Source organism: Bacillus paramycoides (assembly GCF_001884235.1).
GTDB classification, from domain to species: Bacteria; Bacillota; Bacilli; order Bacillales; family Bacillaceae_G; genus Bacillus_A; species Bacillus_A paramycoides.
In genome coordinates, this window is the sequence record NZ_MAOI01000079.1 from 160,462 (window position 1) to 179,503 (window position 19,042).

Below are 19,042 nucleotides of genomic sequence, written 5' to 3' on the forward strand. Positions count from 1 at the left end.
ACACCTCCGATTTATACATAGTTTTACAATAAATTCAGGAGTTCATACATTGTAACGGTTTAATTTATATAAAACTTTTTCATGTTTGATTTTTTGTCTAAATATTAAAAAAACAACGAAAAAATGTTATAGTAAAATGAGAGCGTATGACATTTTTAGGTAAGGGGGAATCCAAATGTGGATTACTTCAGAAGTAGAAATTCCAGATGAGTTAATCGATCACCTTGAACAAGGGAAGTTAGTATTATTCGTTGGAGCAGGAGTTTCTATGAAGGGGAAATCAAACTTACCGAATTTCGATGATTTAGTTGATGAAATTTCGAAAGCTTTATATGTCGAAAAGCGTGAGATGACAGAACCCCACGATTATTATCTTGGTAAAATTGCGAAAACGAAAGATGTGCATCAAGTTGCAAGAGATCTCGTTAATATAGAAAAATCAAAACCGAACCCATTACATTATGCCATTCCAAGGTTGTTTCCATTAGATACGGATGTTCGAATTGTAACGACAAACTTTGATCAACATTTTACGTCTGTAATTGCTGAAATGAATAGAGAGCTGAATATTTATTATGCACCTGCTTTACCGACAGGGAGAGCGTTTAAAGGATTGGCTTACATACATGGAAATATAGAACAGGAGAAAGAAGCTTTAATTTTAACAGATGGTGATTTTGGAAGGGCTTACTTAACGGAAGGTTGGGCGAGACGATTTTTAGTGGATCTATTCTCAAATTACACCGTTTTATTCGTTGGGTATAGTCATAATGACCCAGTAATGAAATATTTAGCAACAGGTTTACCACCGAGTACAAGGCGTTATGCTTTCGTCGCACAAGGTGATAATACATACCATTGGGAGCATTTAGGGATAAGACCAATTGTGTATCCAAATAAAGCAAATAATCACCAATCACTTGTGAAAGCGGTGAAGCGATGGGCGGAATTAATGGGTGATAATTATATTACAAAAAGAATGCGTATTCGTGATATTGTAACAGTTCCTCCATCAGTAGAGCAGGAGCAATTATCGTATGTAAAACAGTCAATAAAAAAAATAGAAACAGTTCGGTACTTTGTTGAATTTGCACGTGAGTATGAATGGGTGGAATGGCTTGAAGCAGAGGGGAAACTAAGAAATTTATTTTTGCTTACGCCAAATTATGATGAAGTAGATGAGTTACTTGCGGAATGGTTAGTGGAGCAATTTCTTTTTAGCCATCAAAAAGAACTATTTCAATTGATTTTTAAAAATCATTCTAAAATATCCCCGTTATTATGGCGAACAATTTGTACTTACTTGAACGAAACGAAAGAAACGATGGACCCTTTGTTGTTTGCAAAATGGACATTGCTTGTATTAGAAACGGCAGAAAAAGATAGTAGCTCTATTGAAATGATTTCATACTTATTGCAAAAATGTTCTTTCCCTGAACATAAAGAAATTGGCTTGTTGTTGTTAACGTTTATTTTGGACGGAAAACTGAAATTGAAGCGTGTAAGAAAATGGGGAAATGATACGCAAGAATCGATAGAACTTGAGGAATCGAGTCGTTTGTCGGTGCCTATTTTTTCTCATGTAGAGCGAATTTGGAAGGAGAAAATGAGACCACATATCTCTTACTATGCCGCTCCGATTATGGTTATGGGATTAGAAAAGATACAATTATTGTCATTAAGACAAAATGCACTGAAAAAAAGAGATAGAGAAATTTCAGAGCAAGAGTTACAGCAAAATGATTTTACATTTTTAATTCAAATTGTAAAAGAATGTCTTACATATTTATGTGAAAACAATGAGAAAAAAGCGAATTATTATATTACAGAAATGATAGAAACAGATAGTGTACTTCAAAAGCGAATTGCGATTGAAGCAATGAGTAAAAATGTATTCGTTACTGCGGATGTCAAATTAAAGTGGTTACTATATGAAGGCCTTCTTTTAGATTTCACATATAAACATGAAGTGTTTCAACTTTTAAAGATTTATTATGCTGACGCTTTAGAAGAAACAAAAGAAGAAATTATTCAAAATGTATTAGAACATCTTGCAGAAGAGAGGGCGTTTGATGCTTGTCTCGTTTTAGATTCATTATTTGCATGCGATTCGAATAGTCGATGCACGATAGAAGGATATGAATTAATGAAACAGAAGCACCCTCATTTTTCTTCTGATCGATACAGTGTTCCAAAGAAAGAGTCTATTGAACAAAGCATTACGTGTAATGTAACAGCAGACGGATTACTACAGCTGAAAGACGATGAAATAATGAAGCAAGTTCGGCAGTTTTCTCAAGATGGTGTTTTTGAGCAACGCCATTTTTTAGAGATGTTATCAAAAGCATGTAAATTAAATGTAGAGTGGAGTATTTCGTTTGCTTATCAACTAGTAGGCGTGCACGAAATTAGTAATGAAGTTTGGTTTGTTTGTATTAGAGAATGGCGAAATAATAGGAATTTGACGAATGAGCAAATTCAAAGGATCATTCCGTTATTACAGAAGTTTGTTAGAAATACTACTTTTCATTGGTTAATTAGTAGTTTTTTATATGAAATTAGCAATCGATTAGAAGAGCTAGAAGAGAATAGTATACGGGTTGTAAAGCGCTTTGCTTTTTCAGTATTTCCACAAGTTATGAGAGGGGAAACGGATTTTAAAATTGGAAAACAAGAGTTTTACAATGAGTCTATACAGCATCCGGTGGGGAAGATGACTGCTGTATTACTAAAACTGTTAGCATACGATCACTTATATGATCGCAATGTGTATGAATATTTATTTTTATTTGAGGAACAGGTAAGGGTTTCTTCGGAAAGAACGAACTTTATGTTAGCTCGTTTAACAGCAGATATTACGTTTTTATACCATATTGAGAAGCAATGGTGTCGAAAATATGTATTACCTTACTTAGATTTAAAGAAAGAAAATGAGCTGACCAAATATGCGTGGGCGGGATTATGTTATACGCAAATTAATTTACCTCTATTTACAGAAATGAAGAGATATATTAAATATGCAGTAGAGCATTTAGAGGCGCTACATCCGTATACGAGAGAAGCATTTTTAAAATGGCTTAGTTTTGTATTTATTAAATGTGTGCTGTATTGGGAGCAAAAAACAGATTGGTTGTATCCACTTTTAATGCAAGTAAACGAAAATAATAAAATTAAATTTATGCAGTATGTATGCTACTACGTAAAAACGTTAAGCGGAAAGGAACAACAAAAATTTTGGACAGCGTGGCTAAGTGTATTTTTAAGAGAACGTCCGAAAATGGGCGTAATAACAACGAGAGAGTATATGATGCTTTTACGTATTGTTTTATGCATGGATGAAATTTTAGAAAAAGGACTTTGTATTATTTCGAGTAAATTTCTAGGTGTAGAAGGGCAATGTAATCAAGAAGAAATGAAACAGTTATTTATTGAGATGCTTGAAAAGAAGGATAGTATGAAAGAATATAAAGAGCTGTTTGCAAATGTGTTTTTTATTTTACTTCAAACACGTCAAGAAGCTGATTTACTTGAAAATGAAATCATACAAATAAAAGAACTATTAATCCAGTATGAAGTAGAAAAACATGTATTAAATTTAATTGAAAATGAGATGATTCGTATCGGAATTGTAATGGGGAATTTACAAGAGGGACTATAGGGCGGTAGCGGAATTTTTAAAAAATAAATAAAAAGTTGTTGACAGTATTTTAAAAAGCGTTCTATAATACGAATCATACTTATTCAATTTCAAAAACATTTGAATAAACAAAGTGCAATGAAGAGATCACAGTAGTGGTTAGTCTTACTGTAACAGAGAGCTGGTGGTTGGTGTGAACCAGTACAGGGATAATCATGAATTACAGTCTTGGAGCATCTTTTTCGTAGTAAAGATACGATTGTCTTTATGAAGAAAGAGCGGTCAATTGATCGTTAACAGTGAAGAGAGGTAGACAGAAATATTGTCTACAACTAGGGTGGTACCGCGATAAATATCGTCCCTACTGATTTATTCAGTAGGGACTTTTTGTATTTTGGTGGCCCAACTTGAAAATAAAATAAACATGCGTTGAAAGGAAAAGGAGTAGTTGTTGTTTCCCTGTAACAGAGAGCTGGTGGTTGGTGCGAACCAGTACAAAAACAAGAGCGAATTACAGTCCTGGAGCATCTTTTTCAAAGTAAAGATACTTATTGTCTTTATGAAGGGGAAGACGGTCAAATGATCGTTAACAATGAAGAGAGGTAGACGAAATAAGTCTACAACTAGGGTGGTACCGCGATAAATATCGTCCCTACTGATTGGATCAGTAGGGATTTTTTGTACAAAAAAAGTGGGATTTTAACTAGTAGATAGTGTCTTTGTACTAATTATTAGTTTAAAATAAGAAGAGGTATCGATTCCACAATGAATTTGTATAATTTATCAGTTCAGAAAATAGAGAATTTTCCATTCTCTTACTATACTTTTAAAACATTAGAGGAGGATTTCCAAATGGCAAATCATGAATTAGATCAATTACGTAAACAGGTAGATGAAATCAATTTACAATTACTACACCTTTTAAACAAACGAGGTGAAATCGTTCAAAAAATTGGGGAGCAAAAACAAGTGCAAGGTACGAAACGCTTTGATCCAGTACGTGAGCGTGAAGTACTTGATATGATTGCAGAGCATAACGAAGGACCATTCGAAACGTCAACGGTTCAACATATTTTCAAAACGATTTTCAAAGCAAGCTTAGAACTACAAGAAGATGATAACCGTAAAGCATTACTAGTATCACGTAAAAAGAAAAAAGAAAATACAATTGTTAATGTTAAAGGTGAATTAATTGGAAACGGAACACAAACGTTCATTATGGGACCTTGTGCAGTAGAAAGCTTAGAGCAAGTTCGCCAAGTAGGGCAAGCGATGAAAGATCAAGGACTTAAATTAATGCGTGGTGGTGCTTTCAAACCGAGAACATCTCCATACGATTTCCAAGGTTTAGGAGTAGAAGGTTTACAAATTTTACGCCAAGTAGCAGATGAGTTCGACTTAGCGATTATTAGTGAAATTTTAAATCCGAATGACGTAGAAATGGCGCTAAAATACGTTGATGTAATTCAAGTTGGGGCACGTAACATGCAAAACTTTGATTTACTACGAGCTGTAGGTAAAGTTAACAAGCCAGTATTATTAAAACGTGGTTTAGCAGCAACAATTGATGAGTTCATTAATGCAGCGGAATACATTATTGCGCAAGGTAACGACCAAATTATTCTTTGTGAGCGCGGTATTCGCACATACGAAAGAGCGACACGTAACACATTAGATATTTCAGCAGTACCGATTTTAAAGAAAGAAACACATTTACCAGTTATCGTTGACGTAACGCATTCAACTGGACGTAGAGATCTATTATTACCAACAGCGAAAGCGGCACTTGCAATTGGAGCAGATGCAGTAATGGCGGAAGTACATCCAGACCCAGCAGTTGCGTTATCAGATTCTGCACAGCAAATGGATATTCCAGAATTCCATAGATTCATGGATGAGTTAAAAGGTTTCAAAAATAAATTATCTTAATTCCATATCATATATGCGCTGAAGAGGAAACAGTAGTGCTTATCTCACTGTTAAAGAGAGCTGATGGTCGGTGTGAATCAGTACAAAGGTAAGCATGAATTACAGCCTTGGAGCATCTTTCCCGCCACTTATGGAGGGAAAGACGGTCAAATGATCGTTAAAGAAGAAGAGAGGTAGACGAAATAAGTCTACAACTAGGGTGGTACCGCGATAAACATCGTCCCTACTGAGCGCTCAGTAGGGACTTTTTTGTACAAAAAAATAATAAAGGGGCAAGAGAAATGAGATATATTACAGCTGGAGAATCACATGGTCCGCAGTTAACAGTTATTTTAGAAGGTGTACCAGCAGGTTTAACACTCACGGCGGAACATATTAATAAAGAGTTATTAAGAAGACAAAAAGGGCATGGACGCGGAAGACGCATGCAAATTGAAACAGATACAGTTGAAATTGTAAGTGGTGTACGTCACGGAATGACACTTGGTTCACCAATTACGTTAATCGTAAAAAATGATGATTTCAAACATTGGACGAAAGTAATGGGTGCAGAGCCAATTTCAGAACAAGAAAGTAAAGAAATGAAACGTACTATAACGAAACCACGTCCAGGACATGCGGATTTAAACGGGGCAATTAAATACGGCCATCGTGATATAAGAAACGTGTTAGAGCGCTCTTCTGCAAGAGAAACGACAGTTAGAGTTGCAGCTGGTGCAGTTGCGAAACAAATTTTGAGAGAATTAGGTGTGGAAATTGCAGGGCATGTCCTTGAAATTGGCGGAGTAAAAGCGAAGCATATTACTCACTTACCGATTGAAGAAATTCAAATGATTACTGAAAACTCACCAGTTCGATGCTTAGATAAAGAAGTAGAACAAGAAATGATGGATGCGATTGATGATGCGAAAAGTAGCGGAGATTCAATCGGTGGTATTGTTGAGGTAATTGCAGAAGGTATGCCAATTGGAGTTGGTAGCTACGTTCATTACGATCGTAAATTAGATGCAAAACTTGCCGGTGCTATTATGAGCGTGAATGCGTTTAAAGGTGCTGAAATCGGAATTGGTTTTGAAGCGGCAAGACAGCCAGGAAGTAAAGTGCACGATGAAATTAAGTGGGATGAAGAAAAAGGCTACACAAGAAAAACAAATAATGCAGGTGGCTTAGAAGGCGGTATGACAACAGGTATGCCAATTGTAGTAAGAGGTGTGATGAAGCCAATTCCTACATTATATAAACCGTTAGCAAGCGTAGATATTGATACGAAGGAAGCGTTCCAAGCGAGTATTGAGAGATCTGATAGCTGTGCAGTACCCGCAGCAGGTGTAGTAGCTGAAGCTGTTGTGGCATGGGAACTTGCAGATGCACTAGTCGAACAATTCGGAAAAGATCGCATGGCATTATTAAAGCAAAACATTACGCAACATAACAAATACGCAAAAGAATTTTAATAAAAAGGCGGGTTTAACATGCGAGTAAAAGATCAACTATCATCATTACAACCGTATAAACCAGGTAAATCACCAGAGCAAATGAAAGAAGTATACGGGAATCATTCATTTGTTAAGTTAGCATCAAATGAAAATCCATTTGGCTGTTCACCTCGTGTTTTAGGAGAATTACAAAAATCGTGGCAAGAACATGCTTTATATCCTGACGGAGGTGCTGCAAAGCTCCGTCAAACGATTGCAGAGAAATTACAAGTGCAAATGGAACAAGTGCTTTGTGGTAGTGGACTTGATGAAGTTATTCAAATTATAAGCCGTGCAGTGCTATGTAAAGGAGATAATATCGTAACAGCTGGCGAAACATTTCCTCAGTATCGTCATCATGCGGTTATTGAAGGATGTGAAGTGAAAGAAGTTCCTTTAAATAACGGTGTATATGACTTAGTTGGAATTTCTTCAGTGATTGATAAACATACAAAAATCGTTTGGATTTGTAACCCGAATAATCCGACAGGCACACATGTTAATGAGCGAAAATTAAATCAATTTATTGAGGGAGTTAGTGAAAAGACGTTAATTGTCATTGACGAAGCATACTATGAATATGTAACCGCGAAAGATTTCCCAGAGACGTTACCACTATTAGAAAAACATAAAAACCTTCTTATATTAAGAACGTTTTCTAAAGCGTACGGTTTAGCATCATTTCGCGTTGGGTATGCGATTGGACAAGAAGAATTAATCGAGAAATTAAATGTCGTTCGTTTGCCGTTTAACGTGTCTTCATTAGCACAAAAAGCTGCAACGATTGCCTTTAGTGATGAAGCGTTTATTGAAGAAATAGTACGTGTTAACGAAGAGGGATTACAACAGTACGAAAGTTTTTGTAAAGAAAATGAAATCCCGTTTTATCCATCACAAACGAACTTTATCTTTTTGCCAGTAGAGAATGCTGGAGAAATTTATGAAGCTTGTGCGCACGCTGGGTTTATTATTCGTCCGTTTCCAAATGGCGTACGCATTACAATTGGTACAAGGGAACAAAATGAGGGAGTGATTTCAGTGTTAAAACAACACTTTGAAAATAAAAAAAGTAAGTCTCGAGATGAGGCACATGTGTAAAAAGGTAGTATTAATTGGAGCAGGATTAATAGGAGGCTCTCTTGCGTTAGCGATAAAAAAAGAGCACGATGCAACGATTATCGGCTATGATATATTTAAAGAACAAGTAGAGCGCGCAAAAGAATTACATGTAGTTGACGAAGTAGCAGTAGATATACAGCGTGCATGTGAGGAGGCAAATTTAATTATTTTTGCCTCTCCAGTTGAAGAAACAAAAAAGTTAATACACAAACTAGCATCATTTCATTTACGAGAAGATGTTATCGTTACCGATGTAGGAAGTACAAAAGGGACAATTATGAATGAAGCGGAAGCTTTATTATCAAAGAAAGTTTCTTTTATCGGCGGACATCCGATGGCAGGTTCTCATAAAACTGGCGTTGAAAGTGCAAAGGCACACTTATTCGAAAACGCATTTTACATTTTAACACCAATGAATCACGTACCAACTGATCAAGTGGATGAGCTAAAAGAATGGTTAAAAGGAACAGGCTCGCATTTTCTCGTTTTAAATACAAAGGAACACGATTATGTAACAGGAATTGTTAGTCATTTTCCGCATCTGATAGCAGCAGGATTAGTGAAACAAGTTGAGAAGCACGCTGGTGATAATCCGCTTATTCATCAACTAGCTGCAGGCGGATTTAAAGATATTACACGTATTGCATCAAGTAGTCCGAAAATGTGGAGTGATATTGTAAAACAAAACCGCGAGCATTTATTGGAACTATTAGAAGAATGGATTTCTGAAATGGAAGAGTTATATAAGACGGTTTCTAAAGGAGACGAAGGTGAAATACAAAACTATTTTGCTGACGCAAAAGAATACCGTGATTCTTTACCAGTACGAAAGAGGGGCGCAATTCCTGCCTATCACGACTTATACGTCGATGTTTTAGATAAAGTAGGGGCTTTAGCTCATATTACGAGTATTCTGGCAGAAGAAGAAATTAGTATTACAAACTTGCAAATATTAGAAGCGCGCGAAGGACTACTTGGAGTGTTACGAATTAGTTTCCAAAGAGAAGAAGATCGCATGCAGGCAAAGCTAGCACTAGGAATAGAAGAATACCAAACGTATGAAACAATTTAAAAAAGAAGGTGAGAACGTGAAAGAAACAACAATACAACCTGTAACTAATGGATTGAATGGCACAATTAAAATCCCTGGTGATAAATCCATTTCGCATCGCGCTGTCATGTTTGGCGCAATCGCAGAAGGAAAAACAACAATTCAAGGGTTTCTACCTGGTGCAGATTGTTTAAGTACCATTTCTTGTTTTAAAGAAATGGGAGTAGAAATTACGCAAAATGGAGACGAAGTTACGGTAGTTGGAAAAGGATTAGAAGGTTTACAAGAACCGAAACAAGTTTTAGATGTAGGTAATTCTGGTACAACGATACGATTAATGTCAGGTATATTGGCAAACACACCGTTCTTTTCTTGTGTACAGGGTGATGCATCAATTGCGAAGAGACCGATGCAACGTGTAACAAATCCATTAAAGCAAATGGGCGTAAATATTGATGGCCGAGAAGAAGGAACGTTTACGCCGCTTACAATACGTGGTGGAGATTTAAAAGCGATCGAATATACTTCACCTGTCGCAAGTGCACAAGTAAAGTCAGCTATTTTACTTGCAGGTCTTCGTGCAGAAGGTGTAACAGCTGTTACAGAACCGCATATTTCTCGTGATCATACAGAAAGAATGCTTGAGGCGTTTGGCGTTACAGTAACTCGTGAAGGAAAAACTGTAAAACTAGCTGGTGGACAAAAGCTAAAAGGAACAGATGTTCAAGTTCCAGGTGACGTATCATCAGCCGCATTTTTCTTAGTAGCAGGAGCGATTATTTCAAATAGTAAACTACTATTACAAAATGTAGGAATGAATCCGACTCGAACAGGTATTATAGATGTTTTAGAGCAAATGGGCGCTACATTTACTATAGAACGAATTAATGAAGATGCATCAGAACCTGCTGCAAACATTACAATTGAAACATCTTCGCTAAAAGGAATTGAAATTGGCGGAGACATTATTCCAAGATTGATCGACGAAATACCAATTATCGCTTTAGCAGCAACACAAGCAGAAGGAATTACAGTCATTAAAGATGCACACGAGTTAAAAGTGAAAGAAACGAATCGTATCGATACAGTCGTTGCTGAATTAACGAAACTCGGAGCCCGCATTGAAGCAACTGATGATGGAATGATTATTTACGGTAAAGCAACTTTAAAGGGCGATACAGTACATAGTCACGGAGATCACCGCATTGGAATGATGCTTGCGATTGCCGGCTGTATAGCTAAAGGGAAAACAACGATTGAAGATGCAGAAGCAGTAGGTGTATCATACCCTACATTTTTTGAAGAGCTGCAAACGTTAGCTAAATAATATGGTGAGAAGCAGATACATAATGTATCTGCTTTTTTATATAAGATAGATGTTGATATTTGTCGGTAAATCGATATTCTATGTCGAAGCGTCGATATAAAGTTGTATTCGATATATTCCAGTTTCCGTCGATGTAATTGGAGTTGTGTTTCTCAATATTTCATTTTCCGTTCATATCATTTCGTTCACCGAACTGTAATATTGAGAATTATGGTACAATTCAAACAAGGAATGGAGGAGAAATATATGAACGTTATACAATTAAAAGAAGATAAGTTTAGAGAAGCAATACGTTTATCAGAATATGCTTTTCAATATAAAGCAAATGAAGAATGGGTAGAGCAGAAAATTAAACGAATGAAGGAAAGTCATCAAATATACGGCATTATGGAGGGGGAAGAATTAGCAGCAAAACTCCACCTTATTCCGTTTCATATTTACATAGGACAAGAAAAATTTAAAATGGCTGGCGTTGCAGGGGTAGCAACGTATCCTGAGTATAGAAGAAGCGGGTATGTGAAAGAATTGCTTCAACACTCACTTCAAACGATGAAAAAAGATGGTTATACAGTATCGATGTTACATCCATTTGCAGTGTCTTTTTACCGTAAATATGGCTGGGAACTTTGTGCGAATCGCCTTGCATGTCATATGGAGAAGAGCGATTTAGTAATGAAAAAACAAGTGAAAGGTACTGTGAAACGTTTCAATAAAGAAAATCACTCAGAAGAAGTAGAGAAGATCTATGAAACATTTGCTGAACGCTTTTCAGGTATGCTAGTTCGCAGTGAAAAATGGTGGTTACAAGCGGTTTACCATGACTTAACATTAGCGATTTACTATGATGAAAATAAAACTGCAGCTGGTTACATGTTATATAAAATAGAAAATTATAAAATGACAGTAGAAGAATTTGTTCCACTGCATAATGAAGCGAGAAATGGCCTTTGGAACTTCATCTGCCAACATGATTCTATGATTAAAGAACTTGAAATGATACTAAGTGAAAAAGAACCGTTGTTATATACATTGCAAGAGCCACGAGTGAAGGCAGAAATGAAACCATATTTTATGGGTAGAATTGTAGATGTGCAGGCGTTCTTAAATCAATATGAGTTGAACTGGAACAATGTACAGCAAGAAGTGATTTTACATATTACTGATTCATTTGCTCCGTGGAATAACGTAACAGTGAGGCTTGCAAATCATGAAATAACAATTATAAAAGAAGAGACATTAAATAAAGGAATTAGACTAGATATCAATGCGTTATCGACAATACTGTTTGGCTACAAACGTCCGTTAGAACTATATGAACTAGAATTAATTAGCGGAAATAAAGAGGAAATACGAGCATTTGAGAATGTAGTACCGGTGCGTGAAGTATTTATTTATGATTTCTTTTAATTCATACTATATGCTATATATGATCAAGAAAAAGTACTATAATGAAAATATTTTTATTATGGTACTTTTCTATTAATAGTGTGAAACCATTGATTTAAGAGAGGTAAGAGAGTAATACAAACATGCAAAAATATATATAACGGAATTTATATTCTATTTTATAAATTAGCATGGAGTGTAAATGCTAGAAAGAGTTCAAAACCTCAAAAATGTTTAGTGAAGTTTTAGGAGGGAAAGTAGAATGATTAGGCAAGCAGTAGGTGCAATCGTATTCCAACATAATGAATTGTTATTAATACATAAGGTGAAAATTAGTGATATAAAAGGAGAATATACTTTGTCAAAAGGGGAATGGGATTTTCCTAAAGGCGGTGTAAAACATACAGATAATGACTTAGAAAGTGCTATGTTGAGAGAGTTGGAAGAAGAAACAGGCTCTAGAAAATTTAAAGTTATTAGCCAATTTGAAGATAAGATTTGCTTTGAGTTTCCTGAAGAACTCAAAGTTAAAATTGGATATGAAAAGCAAGAAACTACTATGTTTTATGTAGAATATATAGGTGATAGAACAGATTTAAATCCAAAAGATAATGAAATAAGCCAGGTTCAATTCTTTAAAATACAAGATGTATTGAGAGTTTTAAGTCATGATGATACAAAGAATTTTTTTGAAGGGATAATTCAAAAAATGTATTGATAACCTAGTTGAGTGTGTTATTTGATAAATGCGACATTGGCTTAGTCACACACTTGACTTTTAATCCATGTAATTTATAATTAAAACCGGAATGAATTTTCATTCCTGAAAATTGAGGTGGGAAAAATGGCTAAAAACAAACAAGACGATATTTTTAATGCTGCAATGCAACTTTTTGCAGAGCGCGGGTACGATGGTACAACTATTCCGATGATCGCTGAAAAAGCAAATGTCGGTGCAGGTACTATTTATCGTTACTTTGAAAATAAAGAGTCACTCGTTAACTCATTATTTTCAAAATGTATGTTACAACTATCTGAAATATTAAAAACCGATTTTCCTGTTGAAGCAAATATCCGTGAACAGTTTAGTCATATATACAACCGTTTATTTGAATTTGCGCGAAACAATGTGGATGCTTTTCTTTTTACAAATTCTCACTGTGATAGTTATTTTCTTGATGAACAGAGTAAGAAAATATTTGACGATTTTATTGGCTTCTTTATGAATATTATTGAAGATGGAATCGAAAAAGGTTTTCTTCGTCCATTACCTCCAGTTGCACTAATTATTATCATATATCAACCACTTGAAAAATTAATAAAAGTAATGGCGACAGGGGAATTAGAATATACAAAAGAATTAGTAAAAGAATTGGAAGAAAGCTCTTGGAATGCTATTAGAATCATTTGATTCTATAGCTTATAAGGATAGGAATGAATATTCATTCCTAAATAGATATGTAAAATGAGAACAGGAGCTGGTATATCTGTACAACTAAGGGAATGAATATTCATTCCGATAGAATGAGTTTTAATAGAATTCGAAAAAATGATTGATAGAATAATAGGAATGAACGTTCATTCCGGAAAGGCATATTTAAAAATAGGAATGAATATTCATTCCGCATGCAACTCTAATAACGGGAGATGATTCATATGAGTAAGTTAAAAAGTTGGAGAAGTTTATCTTTTCTATTATGGATAGTTATTACTATCACAATGATAGTAACAATGCCTAATATGGATAAATTAGTGAAAGAAAAAGGGCAAATTACTATTCCAAAAACAGAACAAAGCAGTATAGCTGACAAGATGATAAAAAAAATGGATAAAGACGGAGTTGAAAAGTATGAAATTATAGCTGTCTTTAATAGTGGAAGTAAGAAGGCTTTAACAAATGAGCAAAAAGAGGAAATAACGAAAACTATCACTGCTTTACAAAATGAAAAAGAGCAATTAGGAATTAAGGAGATTGTCACACACTTAGATAATAAAGACTTGGAGAAACAATTAGTTTCTAAAGATAATACGACTATTTTAACGCAAATATCGGTAGATAAAAAACATGGTGAAATATCAAAAGTTGCAAGCGGGCTTCAAAATAAAATTAAACCAGAAGGTGTAAAAACGTATTTAACAGGAAGTGATTTAATAGCGGATGACTTTCTTAAATCCACACAAGAGGGAGTGAAAAAAACAGAAGTTATCTCAATCATTTTCATTCTTGTTGTTTTAATTATTGTTTTTCGTTCGCCAATAGTTCCAATTATTTCTCTTCTTACAGTTGGGGTATCTTATTTAGTTTCAATGGGGGTAATTGCCCATCTTGTAGATCAATTTAATTTTCCGTTTTCAAACTTTACGCAAGTCTTTTTAGTTGTCGTCCTGTTTGGAGTTGGAACAGATTATAACATTTTATTATATACGAGATTTAAAGAAGAATTAAGTAAACAAGAAAATGCATATTTAGCTACGAAAGAGACATTTAAATCGGCAGGTAAAACCGTTTTATATAGTGGAGTAGCAGTGCTAATTGGGTTTGCATCACTTGTTTTAGCAAGTTTTAAATTATATCAATCTACTTCAGCAGTAGCAATAGGCATCGCAATATTACTATTGGTATTAACCACTTTAAATCCTTTTTTCATGGTGTTATTAGGGAAAGGAATGTTTTATCCAGTTAAAACATTTAAAGGTCATGAGGATAGTCGTTTATGGGGATTCTTTGCGAAAAACTCAGTAGCAAGACCATTTGTTGCTTTAATCATTGTATTTGTGATATCGATTCCTTTCGTATTAAAATATTCTAACACGCTTAATTACAATGATTTATTTGAAGTAGATAATAAGTATGAATCAAAAATGGGGATTAATGTAATAGAAGAGCATTTCCCGCCTGGTTTCTCTTCACCGGGTACGTTAGTTATTCAATCTGACAAAAAGCTAGATGAAGCGACTTCTCTACAAACTTTAGATGAACTAACTGAAAAAATTTCGAAAGTTAAAGGGGTTTCAGAAGTATATTCACCGACGCGTCCAACTGGAGATAAGATTAAAGAATTATATATAAATAAACAAGCCGGAGAACTGAATACAGGCTTAGGAGATGCAAATGGTGGAATAAAAGAAATTAATGACGGATTAACAGATGCTAAAGACAAAATGGGTAGTAATGACTCAAATAGTCTTGCAAATGTTCAAAAGTTAATTGATGGAACAAATGAGGCGAAAAATGGTGTATCAGCATTAGGAACAGCTTTAAATCAATTATCAAATGGAATAAACAATGGGGCACATGGGGCGAAGCAAATAGAGGATGGGCTAGCATCATTAAACGGAAATATCAATGTCCTTTCAAATGCAACTTCGCAGCTTCATGCTGGTTATGCTCAGTTAGAAAAAGGTTTAAGTTCTTACGATCAATATTTCGGAAGTATTTCTCAAGCGATCGATGGTGCGAAAAAAGGATATGAACAAATTGAAACGTTAATGAACAATTTCATTCAAACAAAACCAGAATTAGCAAAGGATCCTAATATACAGCAAACATTAGGAATTGCAAAAGAAGCTCAGAAGCAATTGAATGTCCTTTCAAATGAATTAAATCAATTAGCGACGCAGCACAAAGCAGCGATGAGTTCATTTAAAGAAGCAAATCAATCATTATTGAAAGTAGATAATGGTTTAAAGGAAATGAACAATGGAGTAACGCAACTACAAAAAGGAGCTGCTGAACTGAAAAATGGCTTGAACGAAGGAGCTACAGGTTCAAAGCAAATTGCGAACAAATCAGCTGAGTTACAATCTGGATTAACGAAAATTAACGATGGGCAAGGGCAACTATTAACTGGACTTAAAGATTTGCAAGAAAAGATGGGACAATTGCAATCAGGTTTATCTAAAAGTACAGAGGGTTTAGGAAAAGTAAGTAACGGTCTAGGGGACGCTCAAAAATATTTAGGCGAGCTAAATGAGTCGAAAAGCTCTGAGAAATTTTATATTCCGAAAGAAGTTTTAGAGGGAGAAGATTTCCAGAAAGTATTAAATACGTTTATGTCACATGATAGAAAAATTGCTAAAATGACTATCATTTTAGATGTAAATCCGTATTCAAAAGAGGCAATGCCAATTATTCAAGAAATAAATAAAACAATAGATGGTGCTTTAAATGGAACAGAACTAAAAAGTGCGAAAAAAGCAATCGGCGGGACAACAGCTAGAAACGTTGATTTAAAAGAAGTAACCGGGCAAGATTTCTTACGTACAGCTACGATTATGTTAATTGGTATTACGCTGGTTTTAATCGTGATTACACGTTCATTTTTAAACCCAATCTTTATCATTGGATCATTAATTTTAGCGTACTTTGCATCGCTTGGTATTAGTGAACAAATTAGTGCACATTTATTAAATGTAGAGTCATTAAGCTGGAATGTTCCATTCTTTAGCTTCATTATGATTGTTGCTTTAGGAGTGGATTATAGTATTTTCTTAATGATGCGTTATAACGAGCTAGAAGGGGATTCAGTAACGAAGATTGTAAATGCATCTCGTCACATAGGAGGAGTTGTATTATCAGCGGCACTTATTTTAGGAGGGACATTTGCAGCATTAATTCCTTCAGGTGTATTAACGCTTATACAAGTGGCATTAGTTGTTGGCATTGCCCTTATACTATTAGCTTTAATAGTGATGCCGATATTGTTACCTGCTTTAATAGGGTTAACAAGTAAAATACAAAGTTATAAAAAGAAAATAATTGATACGAAGTAATAAAAAACTGTAGAGAGGTTTTTCTCTACAGTTTTTTTATGCAATTATGGGCTTGATTTCACACCATAAAAGTAATCAACCGTTGCTATTCATCCAGCTTCTACTATATAATAGCTATAGTCTACAATAATTGAGTCGTAATATGCGATTTTTTAAGACAATCGGTGAGAAAACGCTGAAATAAGCGGTATTAGTAGGAGGACACAAATGATTACAGTAAGTAACGTTAGTTTGCGTTTCGCGGATCGCAAATTGTTTGAAGATGTTAACATAAAATTTACGCCAGGTAATTGCTACGGTTTAATTGGAGCAAACGGTGCTGGTAAATCAACATTTCTAAAGATTTTATCTGGAGAAATCGAACAATCAACAGGTGACATACATATTACGCCAGGTGAGCGTCTAGCAGTATTAAAACAGAACCACTTCGAATATGAAGAGTTCCCAGTATTAGAAACAGTAATTATGGGTCACACACAACTTTATAAAGTAATGCAAGAGAAAAATGCTATTTACATGAAAGAAGACTTTAGTGATGAAGATGGTATGCGTGCTGCTGAACTTGAAGGTGAGTTCGCTGAGCTTAACGGTTGGGAAGCTGAGTCAGAAGCTGCAATCTTACTAAAAGGACTTGGTATTGGTGAAGATCTTCATGATAAGAAATTGTCAGAATTAACTGGGGCAGAGAAAGTAAAAGTATTACTTGCTCAAGCTTTATTCGGTAAACCTGACATTCTATTACTAGATGAGCCTACCAACCATTTGGACTTAAAAGCGATTCAATGGTTAGAGAACTTCTTAATGAACTTTGAAAATACAGTAATCGTTGTATCCCATGACCGTCACTTCTTAAATAAAGTTTGTACGCACATGGCTGATCTTGATTTCGGTAAAATTCAACTTTATGTTGGTAACTATGACTTCTGGTACGAGTCAAGCCAATTAGCTTTAAAATTAACACAAGATGCTAATAAGAAAAAAGAAGAGAAAGTAAAAGAGTTACAAAACTTCATTGCACGCTTTAGCTCAAACGCATCTAAAGCGAAACAAGCAACTTCTCGTAAAAAATTATTAGATAAAATTACATTAGATGATATTAGACCATCATCACGTCGTTATCCATTCGTTGGTTTCACACCTGAGCGTGAAATAGGAAATGACTTATTAACTGTTGAAGGTCTTTCTAAAACAATTGATGGTGAAAAAGTGTTAGATAATGTGTACTTCACTTTAAATAAAGGTGATAAAGTTGCATTTATCGGTCGTAACGATATTGCGATGACAACATTATTTAAAATCCTTATGGGTGAAATGGAGCCAGATAGCGGTTCATTCAAATGGGGTGTTACAACATCTCAATCGTATTTCCCAAGAGATAACTCTAAATACTTTGAGAACAGTGACTTCAACTTAGTTGATTGGTTACGCCAATTCTCTCCACAAGATGAGTCAGAAAGCTTCTTACGTGGTTTCTTAGGCCGTATGTTATTCTCAGGTGAAGAAGTTAAGAAGAACGTTTCTGTATTATCTGGAGGCGAAAAAGTTCGTTGTATGCTATCTAAAATGATGTTAAGTGGTGCGAACGTAATCACACTTGACGATCCAACGAACCACTTAGACCTTGAGTCTATCACTGCATTAAACAACGGTTTAATTGCATTCAAAGGTACAATGTTATTCACATCTCATGACCATCAGTTCGTACAAACAATTGCAAACCGCATTATCGAAGTAACGCCAAACGGTGTAATCGATAAAGAGGCAACTTACGATGAGTTCTTAGAAAATGATGAACTTCAAAAACAAGTAGATGCAATGTACAAAGGTCAATAATAAACGATGAAAAGGAGCTGTCTCACAAGTCGAGTTTTCGACTGTGTGCCAGCTCTTTTTTGTCATTTACTGAAAGGGAAATATAAATTTTATTTTCAAATAAAGTGAATAATTATTCAACAATAATATTAATGATAGCAAGAAATTTTTGAAGTAGGGATAAACCTTGAAATGATAATAAACTGTTTTTTATAGTGAATTTTAGTATATTGCATTAATGTTCCAAAATTGGAGATAGATATGTTTGCGGATTTATGAATAAAGGTTTATAGTGGGTAATGTTCTAATTAGCGGATGAATTTAGGGAAGAACATAATGTAAGAAAACAGGAAATGTTACAAAATTATTTTGTTAAATAGAAACCAAGGTCAAAATGTTTAAAAAGAAATAGTTGAATAAATAATAGCTTCAAATTATAATTACTAATATTCTTCATATAGTTAAACAAATAAAACCTATTTGAAGAAGAAAAATTGAATAGAGAGACAGACTTATATCAAAATAAGCCTTGG

The 19,042-nt window shown here is 34.8% G+C and carries 11 protein-coding genes and 3 other annotated features; all 11 genes read left to right on the top strand.

From position 1 onward, the window contains the following. The first annotated feature begins 175 nt into the window (after positions 1-175). The 11 genes from BAU28_RS16875 (at position 176) to BAU28_RS16925 (ending at position 18,530) form a co-directional block, all read left to right on the top strand. Positions 176-3,658, top strand: coding sequence for a DUF4020 domain-containing protein (locus BAU28_RS16875; RefSeq protein WP_071719243.1), 3,483 nt, complete (start codon positions 176-178; stop codon positions 3,656-3,658). 108 nt (positions 3,659-3,766) lie between these two features. Continuing rightward, positions 3,767-4,003, top strand: a binding site (T-box leader). Positions 4,004-4,057: 54 nt separating this feature from the next. Continuing rightward, positions 4,058-4,294: a binding site (T-box leader), on the top strand. A 195-nt stretch (positions 4,295-4,489) separates the two neighbouring features. Continuing rightward, on the top strand, positions 4,490-5,566 hold the full coding sequence (locus tag BAU28_RS16880) for a bifunctional 3-deoxy-7-phosphoheptulonate synthase/chorismate mutase (protein ID WP_025150835.1): 1,077 nt from the start codon (positions 4,490-4,492) through the stop codon (positions 5,564-5,566). Positions 5,567-5,575: 9 nt separating this feature from the next. Then, positions 5,576-5,794: a binding site (T-box leader), on the top strand. 53 nt (positions 5,795-5,847) lie between these two features. Next, positions 5,848-7,020, top strand: a complete 1,173-nt coding sequence (aroC, locus tag BAU28_RS16885; RefSeq protein ID WP_071719244.1) for a chorismate synthase — start codon at positions 5,848-5,850, stop codon at positions 7,018-7,020. Positions 7,021-7,038: 18 nt separating this feature from the next. Next, positions 7,039-8,139 (top strand): histidinol-phosphate transaminase, encoded by a 1,101-nt coding sequence (gene hisC, locus BAU28_RS16890; protein WP_071719245.1) that lies wholly within the window; start codon positions 7,039-7,041, stop codon positions 8,137-8,139. After that, positions 8,132-9,232 (top strand): prephenate dehydrogenase, encoded by a 1,101-nt coding sequence (tyrA, locus tag BAU28_RS16895; protein ID WP_071719246.1) that lies wholly within the window; start codon positions 8,132-8,134, stop codon positions 9,230-9,232. The genes hisC and tyrA overlap by 8 nt, the downstream gene beginning before the upstream one ends. Positions 9,233-9,248: 16 nt before the next feature. Then, positions 9,249-10,538 carry a 3-phosphoshikimate 1-carboxyvinyltransferase gene (aroA, locus tag BAU28_RS16900; protein WP_071719563.1) on the top strand — a complete coding sequence of 430 codons (1,290 nt, stop codon included), beginning with the start codon at positions 9,249-9,251 and terminating at the stop codon, positions 10,536-10,538. Between the two features lie 246 nt (positions 10,539-10,784). Further along, on the top strand, positions 10,785-11,945 hold the full coding sequence (locus BAU28_RS16905) for a GNAT family N-acetyltransferase (RefSeq protein ID WP_071719247.1): 1,161 nt from the start codon (positions 10,785-10,787) through the stop codon (positions 11,943-11,945). 241 nt (positions 11,946-12,186) lie between these two features. Continuing rightward, positions 12,187-12,642 carry an NUDIX domain-containing protein gene (locus tag BAU28_RS16910; protein WP_071719248.1) on the top strand — a complete coding sequence of 152 codons (456 nt, stop codon included), beginning with the start codon at positions 12,187-12,189 and terminating at the stop codon, positions 12,640-12,642. Between the two features lie 126 nt (positions 12,643-12,768). Then, positions 12,769-13,335, top strand: a complete 567-nt coding sequence (locus BAU28_RS16915; protein WP_071719249.1) for a TetR/AcrR family transcriptional regulator — start codon at positions 12,769-12,771, stop codon at positions 13,333-13,335. Positions 13,336-13,580: 245 nt separating this feature from the next. After that, positions 13,581-16,697, top strand: a complete 3,117-nt coding sequence (locus tag BAU28_RS16920; protein WP_071719250.1) for an MMPL family transporter — start codon at positions 13,581-13,583, stop codon at positions 16,695-16,697. A gap of 207 nt (positions 16,698-16,904) precedes the next feature. Then, positions 16,905-18,530, top strand: a complete 1,626-nt coding sequence (locus BAU28_RS16925; RefSeq protein ID WP_025150843.1) for an ABC-F family ATP-binding cassette domain-containing protein — start codon at positions 16,905-16,907, stop codon at positions 18,528-18,530. Positions 18,531-19,042: the final 512 nt, after the last annotated feature.

Bases quoted from the DNA above. Each gene is read 5' to 3' on its own strand.
- BAU28_RS16875 (WP_071719243.1), top strand. From the start codon at position 176: ATGTGGATTACTTCAGAAGTAGAAATTCCAGATGAGTTAATCGATCAC.
- BAU28_RS16880 (WP_025150835.1), top strand. From the start codon at position 4,490: ATGGCAAATCATGAATTAGATCAATTACGTAAACAGGTAGATGAAATC.
- aroC (WP_071719244.1), top strand. From the start codon at position 5,848: ATGAGATATATTACAGCTGGAGAATCACATGGTCCGCAGTTAACAGTT.
- hisC (WP_071719245.1), top strand. From the start codon at position 7,039: ATGCGAGTAAAAGATCAACTATCATCATTACAACCGTATAAACCAGGT.
- tyrA (WP_071719246.1), top strand. From the start codon at position 8,132: ATGTGTAAAAAGGTAGTATTAATTGGAGCAGGATTAATAGGAGGCTCT.
- BAU28_RS16905 (WP_071719247.1), top strand. From the start codon at position 10,785: ATGAACGTTATACAATTAAAAGAAGATAAGTTTAGAGAAGCAATACGT.
- BAU28_RS16910 (WP_071719248.1), top strand. From the start codon at position 12,187: ATGATTAGGCAAGCAGTAGGTGCAATCGTATTCCAACATAATGAATTG.
- BAU28_RS16915 (WP_071719249.1), top strand. From the start codon at position 12,769: ATGGCTAAAAACAAACAAGACGATATTTTTAATGCTGCAATGCAACTT.
- BAU28_RS16920 (WP_071719250.1), top strand. From the start codon at position 13,581: ATGAGTAAGTTAAAAAGTTGGAGAAGTTTATCTTTTCTATTATGGATA.
- BAU28_RS16925 (WP_025150843.1), top strand. From the start codon at position 16,905: ATGATTACAGTAAGTAACGTTAGTTTGCGTTTCGCGGATCGCAAATTG.